The sequence below is a fragment of the Dapis brunnea BLCC-M229 genome (genome assembly GCF_050015995.1).
Taxonomy (GTDB): domain Bacteria; phylum Cyanobacteriota; class Cyanobacteriia; order Cyanobacteriales; family Microcoleaceae; genus Trichodesmium.
The window spans coordinates 86,574-108,266 of record NZ_JBNHEP010000107.1 but is presented as its reverse complement, the minus strand read 5'-3'; the positions used below and the strand labels follow the sequence as shown (position 1 = coordinate 108,266).

Sequence of the window (21,693 nt, the reverse complement as noted above, 5' to 3'; positions counted from 1 at the left end):
AAAAATTAGATGGTAACAAAAAACCAATAACTCATAAATTTACCTCCCGAAAATTAAGCCTATTTCAAGTACATGAAGTACAAATTTTAATAATAAAACTTTTGTAGAACGGGCATATTGCCCGCCACAGTTATACCTCAGTAAAATCAAATCCACTGTATTTTATTTATCGTAGCTTTATAACGATAATTATACGAGAAATAATTGCTTAAAATTCAAGTTTAAGAGCTACGAAAAACACAAAGCACTCGAAATCCAATTGTATTCATTTTAAAATTTTGTGGCGGAGCAGAAGCAGCACGTTGGGAACAAAACGATCGCCATTTCTTAGAAAAAGAAATTATTGAAAATATACCAGGTGCTACTATTCGTTATTTTAATGCTAATAGCAAAAAAGGTTTACAAGAAAAACAAGCAGACTTAGCTCTCAAAGGGGGAAGTTGTATTTTGATTGTTGTTCCTGTAGACGGTCAAGAAGGTATTAATATAGTCAAAAAAGCTAAAAATGAGGGAGTACCAGTAATTGCTTATGACCGCTTGATTAAAGATAATGACTTACGTTTTTACATCTCTTTTGATAGTCAAAAAGTAGGCGAATTACAAGCAAAGTATGCTATCGATGAGTTAAATAAAGGACAAACAGGTATATATAAATTAAACCCTAGAGCAAATTTAGTAATGATTAATGGTGACATTAAAGATCCAAATACTAAAGCAATAGAAAAAGGTTGGTTTCTCAGATTAGAGACTTTTTTTAAGAATCAAAAATTAAACTTGATGTTTCCTAGTGGTTCAGGCGATACTGAATATTTTATAGATAATTGGGATGCTGAAAAAGCAGCACAAAAAGTTCAGGAGTTATTGAATAAGTATCAAGATGATATCCAAATTATTCTTGTTGCTAACAATGGAATGGCAAATAAAATAATTGGAGTTTTAGGGGAGAAAATAGGTAAAATACTGATAACAGGACAAGATGGAAGTGCCCAAAGTGCAAGAAATATTGTCAAGGATTATCAAGGAATAACAAGGAATAACAATGTATAAACCAACTAAACTTCTTGCCGAAAAAACTGTCGAGCTAGTTGTGGCTTTGAGTAATGGTGAAAATACCCAAGATTTGATTAATAAGTATATAGATATAGAAACAAGCAAAGGAAATGGTAAAGATACCCAAGATTTGAGTAATAATTCTAGAGATACAGAAACAAGCAAAGGAAAAAGAATTTCCTCCCTTTTATTGGAACCTAAATCTGTCACTAAAGATAATATTAAAATTTTGATTGAAGATGGGATAATTACAGAAAAGCAGCTTTGTCAAGGGATACAAGGAACTTGTCCATAAGGATAATTAAGCAATCGAAAAAACGAAATTAGGCTATAATTAAAATTTTTAAAAAAACACAATTAATGAGGATACTAGATATAATTCTGAATCACCTCCCTAGTAGCTAAACCAGTTTTTTCCCAACTAAACTCTAGTTGATTTAGCATTCCAAAAATGGTTAGAAAGACTTTGAAGAAAATTTATATCAAATCCCATTTATTCCCTACTAAAAAATATAAGTAACACTACTCAAAAATTAAATTATTGACTTACGCTCCACAGACTTGCTAAAATGCACTTAAAGCTCTTAGCTCATATATACATAAGTATGACTAAGAAATAAGGTGAATAACCTCCCTTTTCAAGGGATATAAAATAAGGAAATTTCGGATTTTCTTGCCTCCGATATTGCGGAGGTACTAATAACTGATAACTAAAATGACCCAAACAATATTATCAATTGTAGTTCCTACAAGAGAAGGACTTCCCGAATATTGGATCGAATCTCTGTTAAAAATTAACGGAGATGTAGAATTAATATTAGTTCATCCTCCAGGAATGAAAAAACTCCCAATTAGTGACTCCCGAATGCAGCAAATCAATAGCTCATTTCGTGGAGAAATAATTCAAAGAATGACTGGACTAATGAATGCTTCAGGAGAATATATTTTAACAGTAAATTGTGATGAACTGCTCCATCCAGATATTGCAGAAATAACCAAACAATATTTTACAAAATTCCCTGATAGTTGGGTTTTAAGACTTAATAGAAAAGATGTAACATATGGTGATGAAGCAGGATTAAAATCTCCTTGGGAGACAGTATCTAATATTGATGATATGAAGACTTGTGGTGTAAGTACGGGAGATCAAAAATTACAGGGAAAACCAAATTATATGGTGGAAATACCCATAGCTCCCTTGCATAATAAATTCGATCCGTTTTGTATGTTGAGGGGAAGAAAAGACCATCATGGACGTCATACAGAAAACTTTGATAAAAAGGTATGGAAAAATGAAATAGTACAAGCAACTTTGGCAGATATTAGAGATGCTATGATTTTGTCTGGACCGTTCAAATATTTTCCTTTCTGGTGTTTGGATAGATTACTTGGACTTTCTATTCAAGCTAAGTATTATGAACAAGAAAAAATCATTGGTCATATACTTCCTAAACCAGAACAAATTAGAATAGAAGATAATCCTCCTGAATATAAAAGAACTAAAAGATTTTATGTATTTGCCGAACTTTTGTTACTGAAAAATAATCCCCAATATGGCTATCTCTGGAATTTGATTTTAGCTCAATTTGCCGATATACCTGTGAGGGCAATTTCTTCTATAAATCGGCGGTTATCTGGAAATAAAATGGAGAAAATTACTAACGAGTAAATTACCAAATTCTCGGTAAATTTTAGAGATGGCTGGAGCTAGTCAGAGGTCAGGTAGGGGAGCCGTCTCCTTGGCGACTTACAGGAGTCAGGGGGCAGGATGAATAGACTCTAAGAAATGCTTAGAGTCAGGCTCTCTTTATTAAGTTGGTACACAAAATTAATTGCAATTTTGGGAATACTAAAACCCTCATCATATAGGTATTACAGGGAATAGAACTGTGCAATTAATTATTTTTAGGTACTTAATTAGTCAAAGAGACATCTTGTGTAAAGTCTTTCAATCACTCAAATTACTTGTAACATTCTTTTTTTTGTTGATATTATAACATTTGGATAAATATTTGCGCTACATATCCATATCAGGTGTTCCCTATCAACACTATTTTGTAACATTATTTTATCAAATTGGTATCATATGTAGAGATTATTCCTATTTCTGCAACAGTGAAAAATTAGGCATAGTTGCACTTTGCTTAATAGTAGTTATAATACAAAAGAGATTTATATATTTTTGGGAGAATGATGGACAAAAATTAGCCAATATATACAAAAATAAATTAGGCAAGAAAACAAACGAATGAAAAAGTAAAAACCTTGGTAGTTAAATTGTTTTATGTAAATAATTCATGTAAAAAACCTGGTTTTAAATAAAGAACTAATCACAAAAAAAAAATAATAACTTTATCCCTAAATTATAAAAAATCTAGTCAAACTAACCAGCAAAAATTAAAAGAGAAAATTTCAGAGGCAAAATCTGATCCCTTAGAAAAAAAGCTGGTAAGCCTGGGAAAAAACGCTTATGGAAATACCGTTTAATATAACTCTGCTGATTATCCTGACAGTAGCCAGTGGCATAGGTTCCCAAGTTGTGGCCGCCTATCTCAAAGTACCTGCAATAGTCTTTTTGCTACTGTTTGGTATTTTAGTAGGTAAAGATGGTTTGGGCCTAGTACATCCAAATCTATTAGGTAGTGGTCTGGAAGTTGTAGTCTCTCTATTTGTAGCTCTAATCCTGTTTGAGGGTGGCCTGAATTTAGAACTAAGAGAATTAGGAAGAGTTTCCGGCAGTATCCGCAACTTAGTCACCATAGGTACATTAGTCACACTCATTGGTGGAGGTATGGCTGCTCATTGGTTAGGAGAATTTCCTTGGCCGATCGCATTTCTTTATGCCTCCCTAGTAGTAGTTACAGGGCCAACAGTAGTAGGACCATTGCTCAAACAGGTATCAGTGGACCGAAAAGTAGCTACTTTGCTAGAGGGAGAAGGAGTTCTCATCGATCCTGTAGGAGCAATTCTAGCCGTATTGGTACTTAATATAGTTTTAAATGAAGGTGCTGACCCTGTAGGATTATTTAGAGACCTAGTTGTACGCTTAGGAATGGGCAGTATCATTGGTGCAGCAGGAGGTTGGCTGCTTGGATTTAGTCTGAAAAGAGCAAAGTTTCTCTCTGAAGAATTGGCAAATTTAGTAGTTTTAGCTGCTCTTTGGGGAATGTTTGGCCTAGCAGAACAAATTCGTAGCGAATCAGGGTTAATGACCACAGTAGTAGCAGGGATGGTAGTTGGGGCAGCTGAAATACCAGAGTTGCGGTTAATCAAGCGCTTCAAAGGACAACTGACAATGCTAGCTGTTTCGGTATTGTTTATCTTGCTAGCAGCAGACCTATCTTTAGCAAGTATAGTTGCTCTAGGTTGGGGAAGTGTATTTACAGTTTTAACCTTGATGTTCTTGGTTCGGCCTCTTAATATATTACTTTGCACTTGGAATAGTCAGCTTAATTGGCGACAAAAGATGTTTGTGAGTTGGGTCGCTCCTAGAGGGATAGTTTCCGCTTCAGTTTCCTCCCTGTTTGCCATATTGTTAACACAGAAAGGTATCAATGGTGGTGATTCTATTAAAGCTTTAGTGTTCTTGACGATTATGATGACGGTTTTTAGTCAAGGACTGACCGCAAGATTTGTGGCTCAAATGTTAGGAATTACTTCTAGTGCTGCTAAAGGTGCTGTTATAGTCGGTTCAAATCCTCTATCTCGATTAATTGGAAAAATATTTAAGGATAGAGGTGAATCAGTGGTACTTATTGATACAGATGAGGAGGCTTGTAAACAGGCAGAAACAGAAGGTTTACAAACATACAAAAGTAGTGCCTTAGATACTAATGTGCTAGAAGAAGCTGGTTTAGAATCAGTAGGAACTTTTTTAGCAATGACTAAGAATGGGGAAGTAAATTTAGTTTTGGCTCAAAGAGCAGCAGAAGAGTTTAAGCCGCCAAGGGTATTAGCTGTTTATCCGAAAAGTCCCCAGCAGAAAAATCATAATAATAATAAAGATAAGGTTCAACAAGCATTTAGTACAGAATTAAATCTGAAAAGTTGGAATCAATATCTCTCTGACAAAGAGGTGAAATTAGGTGAAACAGTGCTGAAGAAATTAGGATTTGAGTTTCAAAAGACTCACCTTCAGGCACTTATTCGAGCAGGGGAGTTAATGCCAATTTTGATTGAACGGCAAGGAAGTCTTCAAGTATTACCTGCTACTGAAAATTGGCAACCAGGCGACCAGATTATTTATTTGCTACATGACCCGAAACCTAAACTTCTAAAACGATTATCTGGTTCTCAGCAGAAAGGTTTAACTATGGAAAGACATCCGGCAGTTGAAGAAGTACCTATTCCTACTGTAGTTCTAGAAACTGACTCTGAAAAAATACCAACTAAATAATATAGTTGGGGGTGATGGGGTGATGGGGAAGTGGGGAGATTGAATATTGAAGTATGGAAAATTTTCTATAGAGTATTTTTCGGTGCGGAATGCTAGGCAAACAAATTTCCCACTGCTTCCTATTCCTATTCCCAAAAGTTTTTATTCTGAGTATTCAAAGAGACATAGTATAACTAAATTTTCAAGTTAAACGGATGACCAGAAAATCAGGTCTTAAGTCTCACCCAGGGCAAACGCATCTAAATTCTGGAAGCTTCTACCGTTAAGCTTTAGAGAATTAATGAGTATAAATACTTATAAGCCTGACATCCTTGCCCTGTCAGAACTTCAAAATAAGATGCGTTTGCCCTGAAGTCTCACCCAGGGCAAACGCATCTTGTCAATAAATTGGGGGTAATTATCAATAAACCCCGGTTTATTGCGCTTGTTGAGAATATACTTTCCACATATAGTGTGCATTTAATTTTAAAAACACTATATACAGGAATACGCAAATTAGATGCGTTTGCCCTGAAGTCTCACCTTTTAAGGGGATGAAAAAATCAACTTCAGTATTTCAAGCCTCCCTATTCCATAGAGGTACTGATAACTGATAACTGTTAATGTAGTTCCTCCGATAGGAGGCTAACTGATAACTGAAATGAGCTACTGCCTCAACTCTGAATGCCGAAAGCCATATAATCCATCTGAAAATAGATTTTGCCAAAGCTGCGGAGTTAAATTGCTATTGGGCGATCGCTACCGTGCTATTAAACCTATCGGTCAAGGTGGCTTTGGTAAAACTTTTTTGGCTGTGGATGAGTATAAACCTTCTCTGCCGAGGTGTGTCATTAAACAGTTTTTTCCCCAAAATAGTGCTAATGCGGAAAAAGCTGCTGAGTTGTTTCGTCGGGAAGCTATTAGACTGGATGAGTTGGGTCAACATCCTCAAATTCCTGAATTAATGGCTCATTTTCAACAGGGGGAGCAACAATATCTAATCCAAGAATTTATTGATGGGCAAAATCTAGAGCAGGAATTGGTTGCTGATGGAATTTTTACGGAAAGTCAGATTCAGGAGTTACTTTGGGATTTGTTGCCTGTCTTGGAGTTTGTTCACGAACGGCAGGTCATTCATCGGGATATTAAGCCAGAAAACATTATTCGGCGTAAGTCTATTACGCTTCCTGATGGTGGAGGAGAAATTAAAGGTCAGTTGGTGTTGGTGGATTTTGGGGCGAGTAAGGTAATTACGGACTCTTCTCTGGGGAAAACTGGAACTATGATAGGAAGTGCGGGATATGTGGCACCGGAACAGTTAGCGGGAAGGGCTGTTCCTGCTAGCGATCTTTATAATTTGGGAGTTACTTGTATATATTTGTTGACTCAAGTTGCACCTTTTGAGTTGTTTGATGTGGTTGAGGGTAAGTGGCTTTGGCGACAATATTTGCAGTCTAATATTAGTGAAGATTTGGGAATAATTATCGATCGCCTTTTGGCTCCGAATATTAATCAAAGGTATCAGTCTGTTGCAGAGGTTTTAACAGAATTAGAATCTGTCAAATATCAGAAAAGTTTTGCTGCTTCGGCTTCTCAAACAGGAGTTAATAATCCTTCTTTGTTGACAAAAATGTTAGGGGGAATTCCGCAGGTTATTAAAGGTCGAATTATGCAGGAGTTTGGGAAGACTGAGGAGGCGATCGCTGCTTATGACCGGGCTATTAAGATTCGACCTCATAATTATGATGCTTGGTATAAGAAGGCTGAGGTTTGTTATCAGTTGAAACGTTATGAAGAGGCGATTTTTTGTTATGAAAAGACGGTAAAGTTACAACCGAATCATTGGCAAGGGTGGCGGAGTTTGGGTGTTTTGTTTTATCAATTTAATAGATATGAAAAGTCTGTGGAAAGTTATTTTAAGTCTTTGGATATTCAGTCGGAGCAACCGATAGTTTGGTTGTGGTTGAGTTTGGCAATTAGGAAGTCTGGAGATGAGCAAAAAGCACAAATGTGTTTGGAAAAGGCGAGGCAATGTTTGCCAAATAGTCCGGTAGAAACTGCTGAGATTTTATGGCGAGCTTGGGAGAAATTGATTCAGTAGTTTGGAAGGAAGAAGAAAGAAGGAAGAAGGAAGAAGATAGATGAATTACATTGCCATAATCAAAACCTTGTAGGGACGTTCCATAGAATTTCCCTACAATTCTTGTTAACTAATAAAGCTTTACAATTAACACTCCTTTAAGTTGAAAAAATAATTCAGCAGAATATAGGTTTACACAATTGAGTGATTAGCGTTTCTGAAATAGACCACCGCAGTCATAAATAGGCAAAAATTCCTATTGCGTATACCGCAATAGATAAAAATGCTTATTTCCACATATTCAATAGAATTGTCAAATCTGAGTAAAATTTCCTATTGCGTATATCGCAATAAGTAAAAATGCTTATTTCCACATATTCAATAGAATTGTCAAATCTGAGTAAAATTTCCTATTGCGTATACCGCAATAAGTAAAAATGCTTATTTCCACATACTCAATAGAATTGGCAAATCTGAGTAAAATTTCCTATTGCGTATATCGCAATAGAGCTGCCGAAGTCAGGTAAAAGTTTCTATTTCTGGATAATTGATAATTTTTTGGAAATGTGTTGTTGTGATTTTTAAAGAAAGGTTTCATCTTCTAATAACTCTTCATAAAGCTCGTTAAGCTGACTTTGTAAAGCTTCTTTTTGAGCTTTTAAAAGAAGTGGATGAATTTCTTGACTACTATCCAAATTTTGCTCTAACTAATTGTACTAATGCTTCTTCAAACTTTTGAGCTGGAGATTGAGTAACACGATATTATTTGTCATTTTTAATCATGGTTGCCACCCGATAAAATTTATTGCAATAATGCCTTTCGGATTACCATTTCTAAAATCATCTGGAGAATTAATGGCTAATTCATTTTAGCTTCGTCGAATAATTTAAAATTAATTCTGCTTGTTCGACTTCTTGACGTAATTCCTCCAAATTTTGCTCTTCATCAAAAATAGAAATACTCCATTTATTCATCATTTCAATCATTTTAATCCGAGAAACACCTAAAATTTTTGCAGCTCTACCACTGCTAATTTCTCCCACTTCTAATAAAGCTATTACATATCCCTCTTTCGTTTTTTGTAAAGCCTTTTCTCTAATCTCACTTGAGAGCTGAATATTTTCCAAATCTTCATCGGAAATTGTTAAAGCCATCCTCAAATTCTCCTAATTCTCAAGTTGAATTTTCTCTTACAGCGCTTTCCGTTGTTATGAGGTACAAAATTTTAGGTTTGAGGGAACAGGGAACAGGGAACAGGGAACAGGGAAGAGAAAAGAAGAAAAACAACTGTACCTCATAGCTTTGGAAACTGCTGTATTTCCGGATTCTGACATCGTTACGTTGTAGGAGCTTTTATAAATCTTGCAATCCATAATTATAATTGCTTGGCTAGGTTTAGCCTATAATATTGGTATTGCATCAAGATAAAACTAATATCTTTTATTCTATTTATAAGGAAATTTATGGAACCTTTAACAACTGCTGCTATTGCTCTAGCAACTGTAATAGCTACAAAAGCTTTAGAAAAAACGGGTGAAAATGTAGGAGATGCTCTATGGAACAAAAGTAGTCAATTTTTAGCATTTCTAAGAGAATATTCCCCAAATACTGTAGTTGCTATAGAGAAAGCTCCTGAACAACCTATTGACTATGGTGAAGTTTTACTTGAAATAGAATCCACTGCTCAAGCTAATAGTAAAATAGCTCAATCAATGCAGGAATTGGCAGTTTTACCAGAAAAAAATTCTCTGCCGAATTTTTCTGAAGTTCTTAAAGAGATAGAAGAAACTGTAAAAAAATCTGAGCATTCATACCCTGACAATTTTATCCAAAATATCCAAAAGGCTATTAACGTAGCTCAAAATCAAACTATTGACCAAAGGGGTGCCACTTTCAATATTTGACTGCTAGAAAAAAGTAAGCATAAGCCAATTCAAAAATCGTTTTGGTGGTTGATTATATTGCTATGCTTACTTTCAATACCAATTGGTTTTCATTTGTTCCCCCAAAATTTAACACCTGAAAGCAAATTAATTAGAGAAGGGCAGGAATTACTAAACAATAGAGAATTTGAGTTAGCTGAAAAGAAGTTTAATAAAGCTAAAAAATTAGCTCCAAAATTAGCAGCTCCTTGGTATTGGAAAGCAAAAGTTTCTCTGGCTAGGCAAAATCTATCCATTGCGATTTTTTATGTTGAAAAGGCTTTGGAACTTCAAGCAAATCACGAACCTAGTTTAGTCCTACAAATCAAAATATTGTTACTAAAAGGAGGAACTAATACAGAAGAAGCTAGGAGAAAAGCCAAGGAAAGTTATGGTGTATCAGACTCTCTAAATCAATGGTTGAAGTGCTTGGAAAATAACAATGTATTTTCGGATTTTGTTAATACTGAATCTAAATTAGATGAATTGTGTCCTTCTCCTAAAACTCCGTATCAAGTCAATTAAAGATTTCATGTAAGTTCTAGGTTATAGGAATATAAATAAAGTGAAAAATTATCAAATTAAGATACTTGTAATTTCAGGAATTTTATTAGGTTTATTGGGGTTCTTAGTATGGATAAGCTTAGCAAGAGTTAAATCACCAAATATTCCTACATCAGAGCAGATTAATCTAGCTAGACCTTCTCCTAATTTTCCTCTAGTCAACAACAACAAACCATTACCTCATAATGGATTATTTATTAGAAGAAATAATCAATTTGGTACAAGATTAAATGTAGGAATTAAAGACTTAATTGAACAAGGAGTTTTAATTGAACAGAGAAACATTCGCTTCGATGACTTCATCGCCTTAAATAGTGAACAAATACCACTACCCAAATTAGGTAATTCTCTTGCAGTTAGCTATGGAATAACTCCAATTACCCTAAAACAAAAACGGAATCAGAAAGCTACTCACTATTTATAAATTGCCTTGAAAACTTCCGATACAGCTCCAGCAGGACATCAAAAAAGCGAATCTCCACCTGTTAATTATATTTTTGTAATTGATACAAGTGGTTCTATGAAAGGAGAAAAATTAGATGCCGTGAAACTTTCAATCAAGGAAATTTTCAAAAGTCTCAAGAAAGACGATGTTATTGGCATAATAGAATTTAATGAACAGCCAAAAACTGTATTAAAAGCAACTCCAGTTAGAAAAATTGAAATTAATGAATTTAGTAGAATTGTCAGCGGTATAACTGCTGATGGTGGAACAGATATTAACATAGGAATATCCTATGGAATAGACGAAATTAGTCGTTATGAAAGTAACAATACTCTGAATCATATCTATTTATTTTCTGATGGAAATCCGACTTCAGGAGAAACTGAATGGATTAGAATGCGACAAAGTATAGACAAAAAAACACGAGGGAATATCCGCTTATCAACTTTTGCTTTTGGTTCAGACGCTAATACTAGAGAACTTGAAGCTTTAGCTGGTCTTACGGGAGGAAAATCTACTTTTGTGATAGAGCCAAATGATATTAAAGTTAGCCTTAAAGATGAATTAAATAGAAGAGAATACCTAGCAGCAATTAATGTTCAGTTAAAGATAGATATCGATCCAGATATTCCAATTATTTACTTGTATGGTCACGATGAAATAAAAGACAAACCTACCAGAAGAGCAGTCTTAAAAAATCTTAGAAAGGCGAAAGAAAAAGCAGAAAGAGAATTTGGAGTTAAATCGGAAGCTGACTTGATAACTCAGGAAAAAGGTATCCGAATTTTCGTACCAGATTTAGCAGTAGGTGAAACCTATTGGATAGTTTTTGAATTAGCTATTCCTGAACCAAAAAATCTAAATTCGATTGGGGAAGCAACAGTACAGTATGTCGATACGTTTAAGCGCCAAAATCAAAAGCGTCAACTTGCCTTATCACCATCAGGAAATTTACCACCTGATTTAGTAACCGAACACGCTTTAGGTTTATGGACAAGTGAAGTAGCTTTCTATATCCTTGATGACTTTTATGCAAGAGATTTAGAAACTGCTGAAAAGCGGATTGAAAATCACATTACTGTTCTTAAATCTGCTAATTCTTATTTAGATTCAGAACCAATAGAGGATGATGTGATTACTCTGAGAAAATTATTATCACTTGCTCAAAATCTTGGAAAAGTAGGAACGTCTTCAGATACTTCTCCTCAACAGCGTCAAGATTTTTTCAAATATTCAGTTAGTGATTTTGGCAGAGTTAGAAACGGTTTTAACCGAAATTATTCTGCTGCTGCTACAAACGTTTCTAATCCCTAATCATTAACATTAATTATTCCTTGCTTTGGGAAAATTCGTTCTCTGAGTAAATCATAATTTTCAATATTAAACAAATAAATACCAGGAGTTATACGGTCAAAAATATCAGAGTAGTTTTGATAAATTTCACCCAATATCTCAGTCAGTCTTATTCATTATTTTGAATTGACTTAACAACTCTTATTTTTTTTCTATAGATATTTTTCTTTGTGTAATATTTTCGTACTATTCAAACATTTTTTCAAACTCTACAAAATCATTTCAAAAGATCCATAAAAGGCCAAGCAATTCTGTAGGATAAAGATTATCATCACTCTATCAAAAAAACAGAAAAATTAATTTATGCTTAATTTCAGCCAATCCTGACAAAAACTATTATATAGTAAGGAAAAAACTTGCAAAAATCCTGCAAATATAATAAATATAATCGTTAGCTAAAAACCTATCGGCATGAGTTATTGCCTCAACCCCAACTGTCAAATTCCCCAAAACCCAGACTTCAATAAATATTGCCAAAATTGCGGTGCAAAACTATTACTTAAAGACCGCTATCGCGCCTTAAACCTAATTGGTCAAGGAGGTTTTGGCAGAACATTTTTAGCTATCGACGAAGACAAACCCTCCAGACCCTACTGCGTCATTAAACAATTTTTTCCCGCTGCACAAGGCACAAATAATATTAACAAAGCTGCCGAATTATTTGAAAAAGAAGCTACGAGGTTAGACCAGTTGGGCAAACATTCCCAAATCCCCGAACTCATGGCCCATTTTACTCAAGATGGGCGACAATATTTAGTACAAGAATTTATCCCTGGACAAAACTTAGCTGAAGCGCTGAAAATTGAAACACCCTACAAGGAAGAGGAAATTAGGGGTTTACTGAAAAATTTACTACCAGTGGTGGGGTTTATTCATTCTCATAATGTTATTCACCGCGACATCAAACCAGAAAATATTATTCGCCGTCAAAATAGCGATCGCCAGTTAGTATTGGTAGACTTTGGTGCTGCTAAATATGCTCTCGGTACAGCACTGCTCAAAACAGGTACAACTATTGGCACTCCTGAATATACTGCCCCCGAACAAAACCGAGGCAAGGCGGTATTTGCCAGTGACTTATATAGTTTGGGAGTGACTTGCTTGCATCTATTAACCAAAGTTTCCCCATTTGAATTATTTGATGTGGGTGAGGGTGCGTGGGTGTGGCGACGTTATTTACAGAATAATTCTGTTAGTGAAAAATTGGGTGATGTTTTGGATAAACTGGTGGAAAATGCAGTTAACCGTCGTTATCAGTCTGTTGATGAAGTTATGAAAACTTTAAATGCAGATGCTAGTGTTAATTTGACTCTTATTCAAGATAAAACTGCTCTCCAAAAACCAGAAGTTACACCTGCACCTGTAGCGAGCCAAACTTGGAAATGCCTACATACTCTCATCGGTCATCAAAAATGGGTTTGCTCTGTTGCTTGGAGTAATGATGGAAAAATTTTGGCGAGTGGGAGCGAGGATGAAAGTATTAAGTTGTGGGAAGTAAATAGTGGCAGAGAAATTTTGAGTATGTTCGGACATTCTGGTTATGTGAACTCTGTTGCTTTTAGTCCGGATGGGAAAATATTAGCGAGTGGGAGTGATGACAAAACTATTAGACTTTGGGAGGTTAAAACGGGAAAACTTCTTTGCATTCTCGGTGACTGGGGTCGGGGAGAATATTTTGGTCATTCTGGAGCAGTAACGGCGATCGCTTTTCACCCAGATGGGAAAACTTTAGCTAGTGCGAGTAAAGATAAAAATGTCAAAGTTTGGCGACTGGGGGATGATATTTATGATTCTAACTATGGGAAAGTGATAATGACTTTGAGCGGACATTCACGTCCAGTGCGAGCGATCGCTTTTAGTCCAGATGGCAAAATTTTGGCGAGTGGCAGTGAAGATAATACGATTAAAATATGGGATTTAAGTTTAGGTAATACTGTCAAAAATCTATGTAATTATTATCAGGGAGTACATTATATTTATGCAGTTGATTTTAGTCCGGATGGGAAAATATTAGCTAGTGGCGGTCGGGATAGAAATATTAAAATTTGGCAAATAGAAAGCGGTGAAATATTACAAACTTTGGAGGGACATTCTAGTGATGTTCGTCAAGTAGCTTTTAGTCCTCAAGAAGATATTATTGCTAGTGGTAGTGAGGATGGAACTATTAAAATTTGGGATGGAAAAACAGGTCGGGAAATCGGAAATTTAGAAGGTCATTTAAAATATGTTAATTCTGTTACTTTTTCTAGGGACGGAAAGAGTTTAGCTAGTGGTAGTAGCGATAATACTATTAAAATTTGGCGACAGGAGTAACAAATTTAAAAATCAAAAGTCAAAAGTTAAAAGTTAGAAGTTAAAAATTAGAGAAATTCCTATGTAAATCAAGTTCTTAATAAAGGCGTAGGGTGGGTACGGAACATACCGAAGATTAAGCACTATAGCTGTCTTAATTTTTGCTTGTGCATTCACCCTCTTAAGAAATAAATTTTTTAGGAATAAGAAAAAAAAGAGTATTTTACTTATTGTATAAATACCTTTTCATTAGAGTTTATCTATATAGATAAAAATTCTCATCCTGGTGAGTTAGAAAATTCTAAGTTTTAGGTAATAGCTTCTAAGTTTTAGGTAATAGCTTAAGTACCTAGTCATAATTCCAATTAATTTTGAAGTGTAGGAGTACCTAGGGTTTTTGTCTGCAAAACCTTACTACAAACCCCTACAGTATTCAGTCAGGGTTTTAGCAAATTTACTTGCTGCAATTAATTATTATACTGTTAATTTTGTCTACCTACTTAACTGGGATGAGAAAATTCAGAAAAAAAGTGTACCTTTTAAAAGTCAGAAGTCAGAAGTCAAAAGTTAAAAGTTAAAAGCTAAAAAGTTCTAAGTTTTAGGTAATAGCTTAAGTACCTAGTCATAATTCCAATTAATTTTGAAGTGTAGGAGTACCTAGGGTTTTTGTCTGCAAAACCTTACTACAAACCCCTACAGTATTCAGTCAGGGTTTTAGCAAATTTACTTGCTGCAATTAATTATTATACTGTTAATTTTGTCTACCTACTTAACTGGGATGAGAAAATTCAGAAAAAAAGTGTACTTGAAAAAAGTAGAGAAACGCTATAAATAAAAAATTTAGGCAGTGCTAAATAAGTAATTATAGGTAGTAGGAAACAGGAAACAAAGAATACCAGATTCACTCAATAGTTCCGATCTACTTATTATTTGAAAAGTACCTAAATTTAATCTTTATTTAGAGTGGGAAACGGCAGGGATAATTTCATAAAATTACCAACTAAAATTGCCATCTAACCTCACCTAGAGAAAATAGCTAATATTGGATACTCAGTCGCCATTTTAAAACGTATTTTTTTATATATCAATCCTAAATCATTCGTGAGAATTTCACTTTTCTCTATTTGGATAACTCACAATTAAAATTAAGATTGCTATAAATACTTTACAGCAATAAATTATCAGGCGTGCTGAGAAAATGTTACTAACTACTAAAGCAACAAATACAATGTTAGCACCAAGAAAAAATCTGATTTGCTGCCTCAAAGAAAACTGCAAAAATCAAAATAACCTATCTGATATAAGAATCTGTCTAAATTGTAATTCTATGTTAATACTAAAAGACCGCTATCGAGCCATCAAAATGATTGGTCAAGGAGGCTTTAGCAAAACTTATTTAGCAGTGGATGAAGATAAACCCTCTAAACCACCATGTGTAATTAAACAGTTTTATTTTATTTCACAAAATGATGCAGATGTAAAAAAAGCAATCCAACTATTTGAACAAGAAGCAGAAAGATTAGATAGTTTAGGAAAACATCCTCAGATAGCTGAATTATTAGCAAACTTACATGATGATTATTGTCAATATTTAGTACAAGAATTTATCCCCGGAAAAAACTTAGGTCAAATCTTAGAAACAGAAGGAATATTTTCAGAATACCAGATTAGAGAACTATTAAATAGCCTTTTACCAGTTATAGAATTTATTCACTATCATAAAATTATTCATCGGGATATTAAACCAGAAAATATTATTCGTCGTTTACAATCTAATTCTGCCTATAAAACTGGATTCAGAAATCAATTAGTATTAGTAGATTTTGGTGCAGCAAAAGAGTTAACAGGTACAGCATTATTAAGAACAGGTACAATCATCGGAACTCCTGAATATGTCGCCCCAGAACAACTCAAAGGTAGAGCAAATTTTGCTAGCGATCTATATAGTTTAGGAGTAACTTGTATTTATTTACTGACCAATGTTTCTCCATTTCAACTATTTGATACTGGAGAAAATAAATGGGTATGGCGAGATTATTTAGTCGATAATCCTGTAAGTGAAGAACTGGGAAATATTCTGGATAAATTAATTGCTGAAGCGACAAACAAACGTTATCAATTTGCAGCAGATGTTTTAAAAGATTTGAATTCTGGTAAATTACCACCCCCACCCCCACCTCCACCAAATTTACTCAAAATTTCACAGCCAAAAATTTCTCTCAAAGATACTATTCATGTACCAGGATTACATCTTTATTCTTGGGGAAAACCTCAAACTATTTCCGGTCATTTAAGTTCAGTTTCATCCGTTGCTATTAGCCCAGATAATCAAATTTTTGCCAGTGGTAGTTTTGACCGAACAATTAAATTATGGAAGTTATCTACAGGAGAATTATTAGACTCTTTTGTAGCTTCTAATGTAGTCTTATCAATTGCTTTTAATCATCAAAGTAATATCTTAGCAATTGGTAATGTTGGTGGAGTTATTAATATTTGGGATTTAGCTACAGGTACAGTAAGTTGTAGTTTATCTAGACATTCTGATTCTATTGTTTCAATGCCAGTAGCATTTAGTCCGAATGGAGCATTTATTGCTAGTGGAAGTGACGACCGAACTATTAAAATTTGGCATCAAGAAACTTGTCAACTTTTGTACAGTATTAAAAATTCTCGGGGAATAAATGTAGTTGCTTTTAGTCCTGATGGAAAAATTCTTGCTAGTGGTAGTAGCGATAATATTATTAAATTTTGGGATGTAGAAACAGGTAAATTAATAAGTGAATTAGTTGGGCACAAGAGAGATATTAATACAATTGCTTTTCGTCCTGATGGTAAAGTTTTAGTCAGTGGCAGTAGCGATAAAACTATTAAATTATGGTCTGTAGAAAAATGTGAATTAATCAAAACAATTACCGGACATTCTGATTGGGTTAGGTCGGTAATTTGTTTGGATAAAAAAACAATGATTAGTGGTAGTGCAGATAAAACTATTAAAGTTTGGAATATGGAAACTGGAAAAGTTATTGATACTTTGACCGGACATTGTAAGGATGTAAATTCTGTAGCGATTAGTGCTGATGATAATACTATTGTCAGTGGTAGTAGTGACAATACTGTGAAAATTTGGCGGTGCGAGTAAAACAGTTATCAGTTATAGCGCTACGCGCTAGGGAATAGGGAGTAGGGAATAGGGAACAGGGAAGAATAATTGATAATTTATGGATAATACAGTAGTTTTCATTTCGGTAGACCACAGTAGGGGCGATTTCCTACGGAATGCTCCGCAAACGCGAATCGCCCCTACAGGGTTTTGGTTGTGACAAGGATATCTTATAAAAGTTCTATGAATCGACTAATAGTCCATAGGGAAGGGGACGATTTTCTCGATCGTCGCCAGGTTCAAACCAGTATTGTATATGAGCTTCGACAAACTCCTCACGACTAATAGAACCTGACTTATCTGAGTCAATACTATCAAAAGCTTGGTTAGCATGGTCAGGTTGCTCTACTCCAGTGTATATTGCTAGGTACTTTCGGTACTCTTCACGAGATATTTGTCCAGAACTATCGGTGTCAATGATATCGAAAAAAATTTCGTTTTTCTTTCTACCTACTTCAAGTACTGATGGTTCAGTTGATGATACCATCTTTGCAACTTTAACGATTAAATCTTCTTCAGTAATTTGAGTATTATCATCAACTGGTTCTCCTCCAGCCATAAAACTCTGAAACAGAGAACGACACATTTTGCGAATTTCTTCATTCTTTGATGAATCACTTTGAAGTTGAATTAAACGATTTGCAATTTCTTCATAGTCGGAGAGGGTTAAAACCCCATTTTTATCGACGTCCATAAGTTTGAAGTAGGTCTTCATTTTAGCACGCCAAAAACTGGATGATACAAACTGTTCTGGGGACATTTTTACTGACAAATAAAGAAAACTATATGAATGAACTTCTTGATATTATCATTATTTGTCTTGAGATAGGGAACAGGAAGTCATTTCAGTTATCAGTTATCAGTTATCAGTTATCAGTACCTCCTATTGAACCATTGGGATTGAAATAATGAAGTAAATATTTTTTTCATCCCCTTTTAAGGGGATGCGCATACCCTTATTTTTTGGTAAATAAAATCCGGCTAAATCTAATAGAGGAGATAAGACAACTATTTTGACAGTATTTTCTAAGATCGGTGGATATTTTCTTAAGTTAGAATAACTTGCTTTAACTCTGTTAAGGTGTTGTTTTTCTGAGTCTGTAATTTCTAGTAAATTATCTTGCCATTTCCGGAAAAATTGCTCATCCTCTACTAAGTGTAGATTAAAGTTTGTTTCTAATTCGTAGAATGTAATATTTCTTGCTCCGATAGTTTGAAGCATAATTTTATCCTTGGTAATTTGATTTAATTATGCACTCAAAATCTCTGTATTAATTGGAGAAAAAAAAATATATTTCTGAAGTTACCGAATAATTAAGGTTTAAAGCCTCTCCTTTAAATGAGAAATAGGAAAATATTTTCCTTTTATTCAATCCTCTTCCTTTTAGGGAGAGGTAATTATCAATTATCAATTATTGAATGATACTTTGAGAGAATATTTTTAGATGAATGTTGATTGTTATAAAAGAAAGCGATCGCTAAATAAATTAAATATTAACGGAAATATATCTAGTATTCTGAAAATTACTCATATTTGCTAGAATCAAAGTCTAATTGACTAATAAAACACATGGCCACTAGACGAATTGAAATCTCATAAGCTAAAGTAGAAGTAGGTTTTAATTTTGAAGGAGAAGATAATATCTACATTACCAAAGGAAAAGCAGGTGTAAATTTAACTTTGAAATTAGTGCTGAAACTGAAAAAAAATTAGAGAATGAATAGACAGTTAGAAGAATCTATTGTTTTAATTTCCAGCGTCGATGAAAGAAAGAAAAATGTTATTGGTACTGGGTTTCCTTTTTATAGAGAAAAAAATTATACATATTTACTTACTTGTGCCCATGTTGTTCAGGACGTGGGTGGACAGGAAAATATATTGGTCAATAATATTCCGGCAAAAATTGTAGCAATAGGAGACACAAGGGGATTTGATTTAGCAGTATTAAGAGTTGAAGGGCTTTTAGAGCTTCCATTATTACAGCTAACAAGTTTATCTGAAGCAGAAAATATAAATTTTCAGATAGCAGGTTATTATCTCTATGGTGAAGAGAAAAAATATATTCAGGAAACTGTTTATGGAACTTTAGATAAAAAGGTTTTGGCAACTCAAATTGTTGAGAATTATTCGGAAAATATTACAGTTTGGAAGTTATTAATCAATCAAAACGATCGCCTACGCAAAGGTTATAGTGGGGCACCTGTTGTTGACAAAAAAACTGGTTTTGTTCTGGGTATTGCTACCAATATGGAGGCAGAGGGAACGGTAGGACGAGCCATCTCTACAGAAGCTTTAAGCAAGATTTGGCTGGAAATGCCTCCTACCATTTCTCTAGAACTTATACTAACCAATATACTTTTTCCTTTACAAGAAAAATACTGGAAAATTCTTAGAAAAGCCTATCTTAATTGTTGCCCAAAAGACTGGCCATACAGTCAGCCTCAGAATATTAAGGAAATTATAGATTATCTTCTGGAGATACCTGAAGGCAGAAATTCTTATAGCTCACTGATAGAATTTGTTGCTCGTTTATTGATAGAAGCAGAAATTAAAAATTCTGACTATTATCAACAATTAAGAATATGGGGGAATAGTAATTACGACAATCTAGAGCAACTATTAACAGACTTAGAAAATGTTATAGAAAAACCGCCAACCAGTAATTTGCAAAGTTGCCTAATGGTCTATGTTAAACCAAGTATACAATATGAAGATCGACGATATTTAGTATCGGCTTGGTTTATTCCCGATCTTAATGAATATAATTATCTAACTGCTGAAAAATGTTATAAATTAGATACTAAAAAAGATGATTTTTCATTAGCAGAAATCAAGGAATTGCTCAAAGATTTGTGGGATAAAAGTGACCAATACGTTCCGGAAAGGAATGATAAACAAACAACTATTGTTGAATTATTCCTACCAAGAGAATTATTAACTCAAGCAATAGAATTTTGGGAAATTGAACCTGTTGAAGATTTGGAACCTGTTGGCATTAATAACCAAGTTATTATTCGTTCTAGTAAACGTTTTGAAGGAAAGTATACTAAAAAGCGCTACCGAAATACATGGAATACTACTTGGAATAATTTGTCTCAAAGATTTCATGATGCTTGTAGTTCTTGCCTGAGCGACAAATTTGATGATCAAGCTTTAATTTTAAAACTTACTCAAACTCTTTCTATTGAAGATTTTAAACAAATTGACAAAGCAGCAATACCAATAACTATTTGGTTGAGAAAAACTATAGAAGATGTTGAATGTATAAATAATATTTTTCAAGTAAAAGTTCAAGATTTACCAGAACAAGTGAGACAACAGCGTAAAATAGCTTTTAATCAAGAACAACCAGAACATATTGGAAATCATATATCATTATTCTGGGAAAACCCATATCGTATTCCACCTAACATTAACTATTCAATGGCATGATGACATCCTGGAAAATCTTTCAAGGAACTGAAGAACCCCATGACGGTATTAAACGTCTGCCCGATCCTCCTAGCTGGCGCGACTTTAGAAGAGGCCAAGAAAAACGGGGGGCAACATATAAATCTACAGGAGAAGAAGTAGATTTAGTTAATGCTGCCCTTTACTTACGCCGTCCCCTACTGGTGACTGGTAAACCAGGTACGGGTAAAACTTCTTTAGCTTACGCTGTGGCCAATGAATTGCAACTAGGAGAAGTATTACGTTGGAATATTACCACTCGTTCTACCCTTCAGGAAGGATTATATCGCTATGATGCTATTGGTAGATTCCAAGATGCTCAGGGGAAAGATAATCTATCTGAGATTGGTAGATATATACAAATAGGCCCTTTGGGAACAGCTTTTATTTCTAGCGATCGCCCCCGGGTACTTTTGATTGACGAAATAGATAAAAGTGATATTGACTTACCTAACGATCTATTAAATATTTTTGAGGAGGGGTGGTTTGAAATTCCCGAACTAGCACGGATAAGCGATCGCCTGCCTAAAGAAGTTACAGTCAGAACCCACGACCAAAAGTTTGCTAATGTTAGTTTGGGAAAAGTACAATGCAAGGCTTTTCCTTTCGTAGTTATGACCAGTAATGGAGAACGAGAATTTCCTCCTGCTTTTCTGCGACGATGTTTGCGCTTAGATTTGAAAGAACCAAATAAAGATGAGCTAACAGAGATTGTTATAGCACATTTAGGAGAAGATATTGTTGAGAAAGCAAAGTATATTATTGACAAATTTATTAAACTACGGGACAAAGGACAGTTAGCGACAGACCAACTACTCAATGCAATTTATCTATTGACAAGGCAAAAGTCTACAGCTACTTCTGAACAAGAAAAGTTAACAGAAAAAATCCTCCAATATTTGAGCGACTCTGAAGAACTGTAGTGCTACGCGCAATTTAGAATTCTGAATTCTGAAGTAATTCCTGAGTGAGTTTAAGCATTTATCAATGTCCTAACTAA

General features: G+C 34.5%; 19 protein-coding genes. 15 read left to right on the top strand and 4 right to left on the bottom strand.

Annotated elements, in window-relative coordinates; genetic code table 11:
- Window positions 1-258 precede the first annotated feature (258 nt).
- The 5 genes from ACP6PM_RS13425 to ACP6PM_RS13405 all read left to right on the top strand — a co-directional run bounded on the left by ACP6PM_RS13425 (window position 259) and on the right by ACP6PM_RS13405 (window position 7,526).
- Window positions 259-1,047: a substrate-binding domain-containing protein gene (locus tag ACP6PM_RS13425; protein ID WP_426585438.1), complete on the top strand. Its 789-nt coding sequence runs from the start codon at window positions 259-261 to the stop codon at window positions 1,045-1,047.
- Window positions 1,040-1,345 (top strand): substrate-binding domain-containing protein, encoded by a 306-nt coding sequence (locus ACP6PM_RS13420; protein WP_426585351.1) that lies wholly within the window; start codon window positions 1,040-1,042, stop codon window positions 1,343-1,345. Before ACP6PM_RS13425 ends, ACP6PM_RS13420 begins: the two co-directional genes overlap by 8 nt.
- Window positions 1,346-1,765: 420 nt before the next feature.
- Window positions 1,766-2,719, top strand: coding sequence for a glycosyltransferase family 2 protein (locus ACP6PM_RS13415; RefSeq protein WP_426585349.1), 954 nt, complete (start codon window positions 1,766-1,768; stop codon window positions 2,717-2,719).
- Window positions 2,720-3,520: 801 nt separating this feature from the next.
- Complete coding sequence (locus ACP6PM_RS13410; protein WP_426585347.1) at window positions 3,521-5,446, top strand: cation:proton antiporter; 1,926 nt, start codon at window positions 3,521-3,523, stop codon at window positions 5,444-5,446.
- A gap of 640 nt (window positions 5,447-6,086) precedes the next feature.
- Window positions 6,087-7,526 carry a protein kinase domain-containing protein gene (locus tag ACP6PM_RS13405; RefSeq protein WP_426585345.1) on the top strand — a complete coding sequence of 480 codons (1,440 nt, stop codon included), beginning with the start codon at window positions 6,087-6,089 and terminating at the stop codon, window positions 7,524-7,526.
- A gap of 843 nt (window positions 7,527-8,369) precedes the next feature.
- On the opposite strand, the gene ACP6PM_RS13400 is transcribed toward ACP6PM_RS13405, so the two are convergent.
- On the bottom strand, window positions 8,370-8,660 hold the full coding sequence (locus tag ACP6PM_RS13400) for a UPF0175 family protein (protein WP_426585343.1): 291 nt from the start codon (window positions 8,658-8,660) through the stop codon (window positions 8,370-8,372).
- A 309-nt stretch (window positions 8,661-8,969) separates the two neighbouring features.
- On the opposite strand from ACP6PM_RS13400, the gene ACP6PM_RS13395 reads away from it, so the two are divergent.
- From ACP6PM_RS13395 to ACP6PM_RS13380, 4 genes are read left to right on the top strand one after another with little or no spacing between them, the layout of a single operon-like run.
- Window positions 8,970-9,410 (top strand): hypothetical protein, encoded by a 441-nt coding sequence (locus ACP6PM_RS13395; protein ID WP_426585341.1) that lies wholly within the window; start codon window positions 8,970-8,972, stop codon window positions 9,408-9,410.
- A gap of 57 nt (window positions 9,411-9,467) precedes the next feature.
- Window positions 9,468-9,953, top strand: coding sequence for a tetratricopeptide repeat protein (locus ACP6PM_RS13390; protein ID WP_426585339.1), 486 nt, complete (start codon window positions 9,468-9,470; stop codon window positions 9,951-9,953).
- 40 nt (window positions 9,954-9,993) lie between these two features.
- Complete coding sequence (locus ACP6PM_RS13385) at window positions 9,994-10,416, top strand: hypothetical protein (RefSeq protein ID WP_426585338.1); 423 nt, start codon at window positions 9,994-9,996, stop codon at window positions 10,414-10,416.
- A 6-nt stretch (window positions 10,417-10,422) separates the two neighbouring features.
- A complete protein-coding gene (locus ACP6PM_RS13380; RefSeq protein ID WP_426585336.1) occupies window positions 10,423-11,751 on the top strand; it encodes a vWA domain-containing protein in 1,329 nt (442 codons plus the stop codon).
- Here ACP6PM_RS13380 and ACP6PM_RS13375 read toward each other — a convergent pair.
- Window positions 11,748-11,885: a hypothetical protein gene (locus tag ACP6PM_RS13375; RefSeq protein WP_426585334.1), complete on the bottom strand. Its 138-nt coding sequence runs from the start codon at window positions 11,883-11,885 to the stop codon at window positions 11,748-11,750. The two genes, ACP6PM_RS13380 and ACP6PM_RS13375, sit on opposite strands and share 4 nt — an antisense overlap.
- 316 nt (window positions 11,886-12,201) lie before the next feature.
- Between ACP6PM_RS13375 and ACP6PM_RS13370 the strand changes: the two genes are divergently transcribed.
- The 3 genes from ACP6PM_RS13370 to ACP6PM_RS13360 all read left to right on the top strand — a co-directional run bounded on the left by ACP6PM_RS13370 (window position 12,202) and on the right by ACP6PM_RS13360 (window position 17,221).
- Window positions 12,202-14,103: a WD40 domain-containing protein gene (locus ACP6PM_RS13370; RefSeq protein ID WP_426585332.1), complete on the top strand. Its 1,902-nt coding sequence runs from the start codon at window positions 12,202-12,204 to the stop codon at window positions 14,101-14,103.
- Between the two features lie 376 nt (window positions 14,104-14,479).
- Window positions 14,480-14,653 (top strand): hypothetical protein, encoded by a 174-nt coding sequence (locus ACP6PM_RS13365; protein WP_426585330.1) that lies wholly within the window; start codon window positions 14,480-14,482, stop codon window positions 14,651-14,653.
- A 756-nt stretch (window positions 14,654-15,409) separates the two neighbouring features.
- Entirely contained in the window at window positions 15,410-17,221 is a 1,812-nt protein-coding gene (locus ACP6PM_RS13360) for a protein kinase domain-containing protein (RefSeq protein WP_426585328.1), read from the top strand.
- Window positions 17,222-17,423: 202 nt separating this feature from the next.
- On the opposite strand, the gene ACP6PM_RS13355 is transcribed toward ACP6PM_RS13360, so the two are convergent.
- Entirely contained in the window at window positions 17,424-17,936 is a 513-nt protein-coding gene (locus ACP6PM_RS13355; RefSeq protein WP_426585326.1) for an EF-hand domain-containing protein, read from the bottom strand.
- 189 nt (window positions 17,937-18,125) lie between these two features.
- Entirely contained in the window at window positions 18,126-18,464 is a 339-nt protein-coding gene (locus ACP6PM_RS13350; protein ID WP_426585324.1) for a hypothetical protein, read from the bottom strand.
- Window positions 18,465-18,884: 420 nt separating this feature from the next.
- Between ACP6PM_RS13350 and ACP6PM_RS13345 the strand changes: the two genes are divergently transcribed.
- The 3 genes from ACP6PM_RS13345 to ACP6PM_RS13335 are packed head-to-tail and all read left to right on the top strand — an operon-like array spanning window position 18,885 to window position 21,616.
- Window positions 18,885-18,956, top strand: a complete 72-nt coding sequence (locus ACP6PM_RS13345; protein WP_426585437.1) for a hypothetical protein — start codon at window positions 18,885-18,887, stop codon at window positions 18,954-18,956.
- Window positions 18,957-18,959: 3 nt separating this feature from the next.
- Window positions 18,960-20,675 carry a VMAP-C domain-containing protein gene (locus ACP6PM_RS13340; protein WP_426585323.1) on the top strand — a complete coding sequence of 572 codons (1,716 nt, stop codon included), beginning with the start codon at window positions 18,960-18,962 and terminating at the stop codon, window positions 20,673-20,675.
- Window positions 20,675-21,616, top strand: a complete 942-nt coding sequence (locus ACP6PM_RS13335; RefSeq protein WP_426585436.1) for an AAA family ATPase — start codon at window positions 20,675-20,677, stop codon at window positions 21,614-21,616. The genes ACP6PM_RS13340 and ACP6PM_RS13335 overlap by 1 nt, the downstream gene beginning before the upstream one ends.
- Window positions 21,617-21,693: the final 77 nt, after the last annotated feature.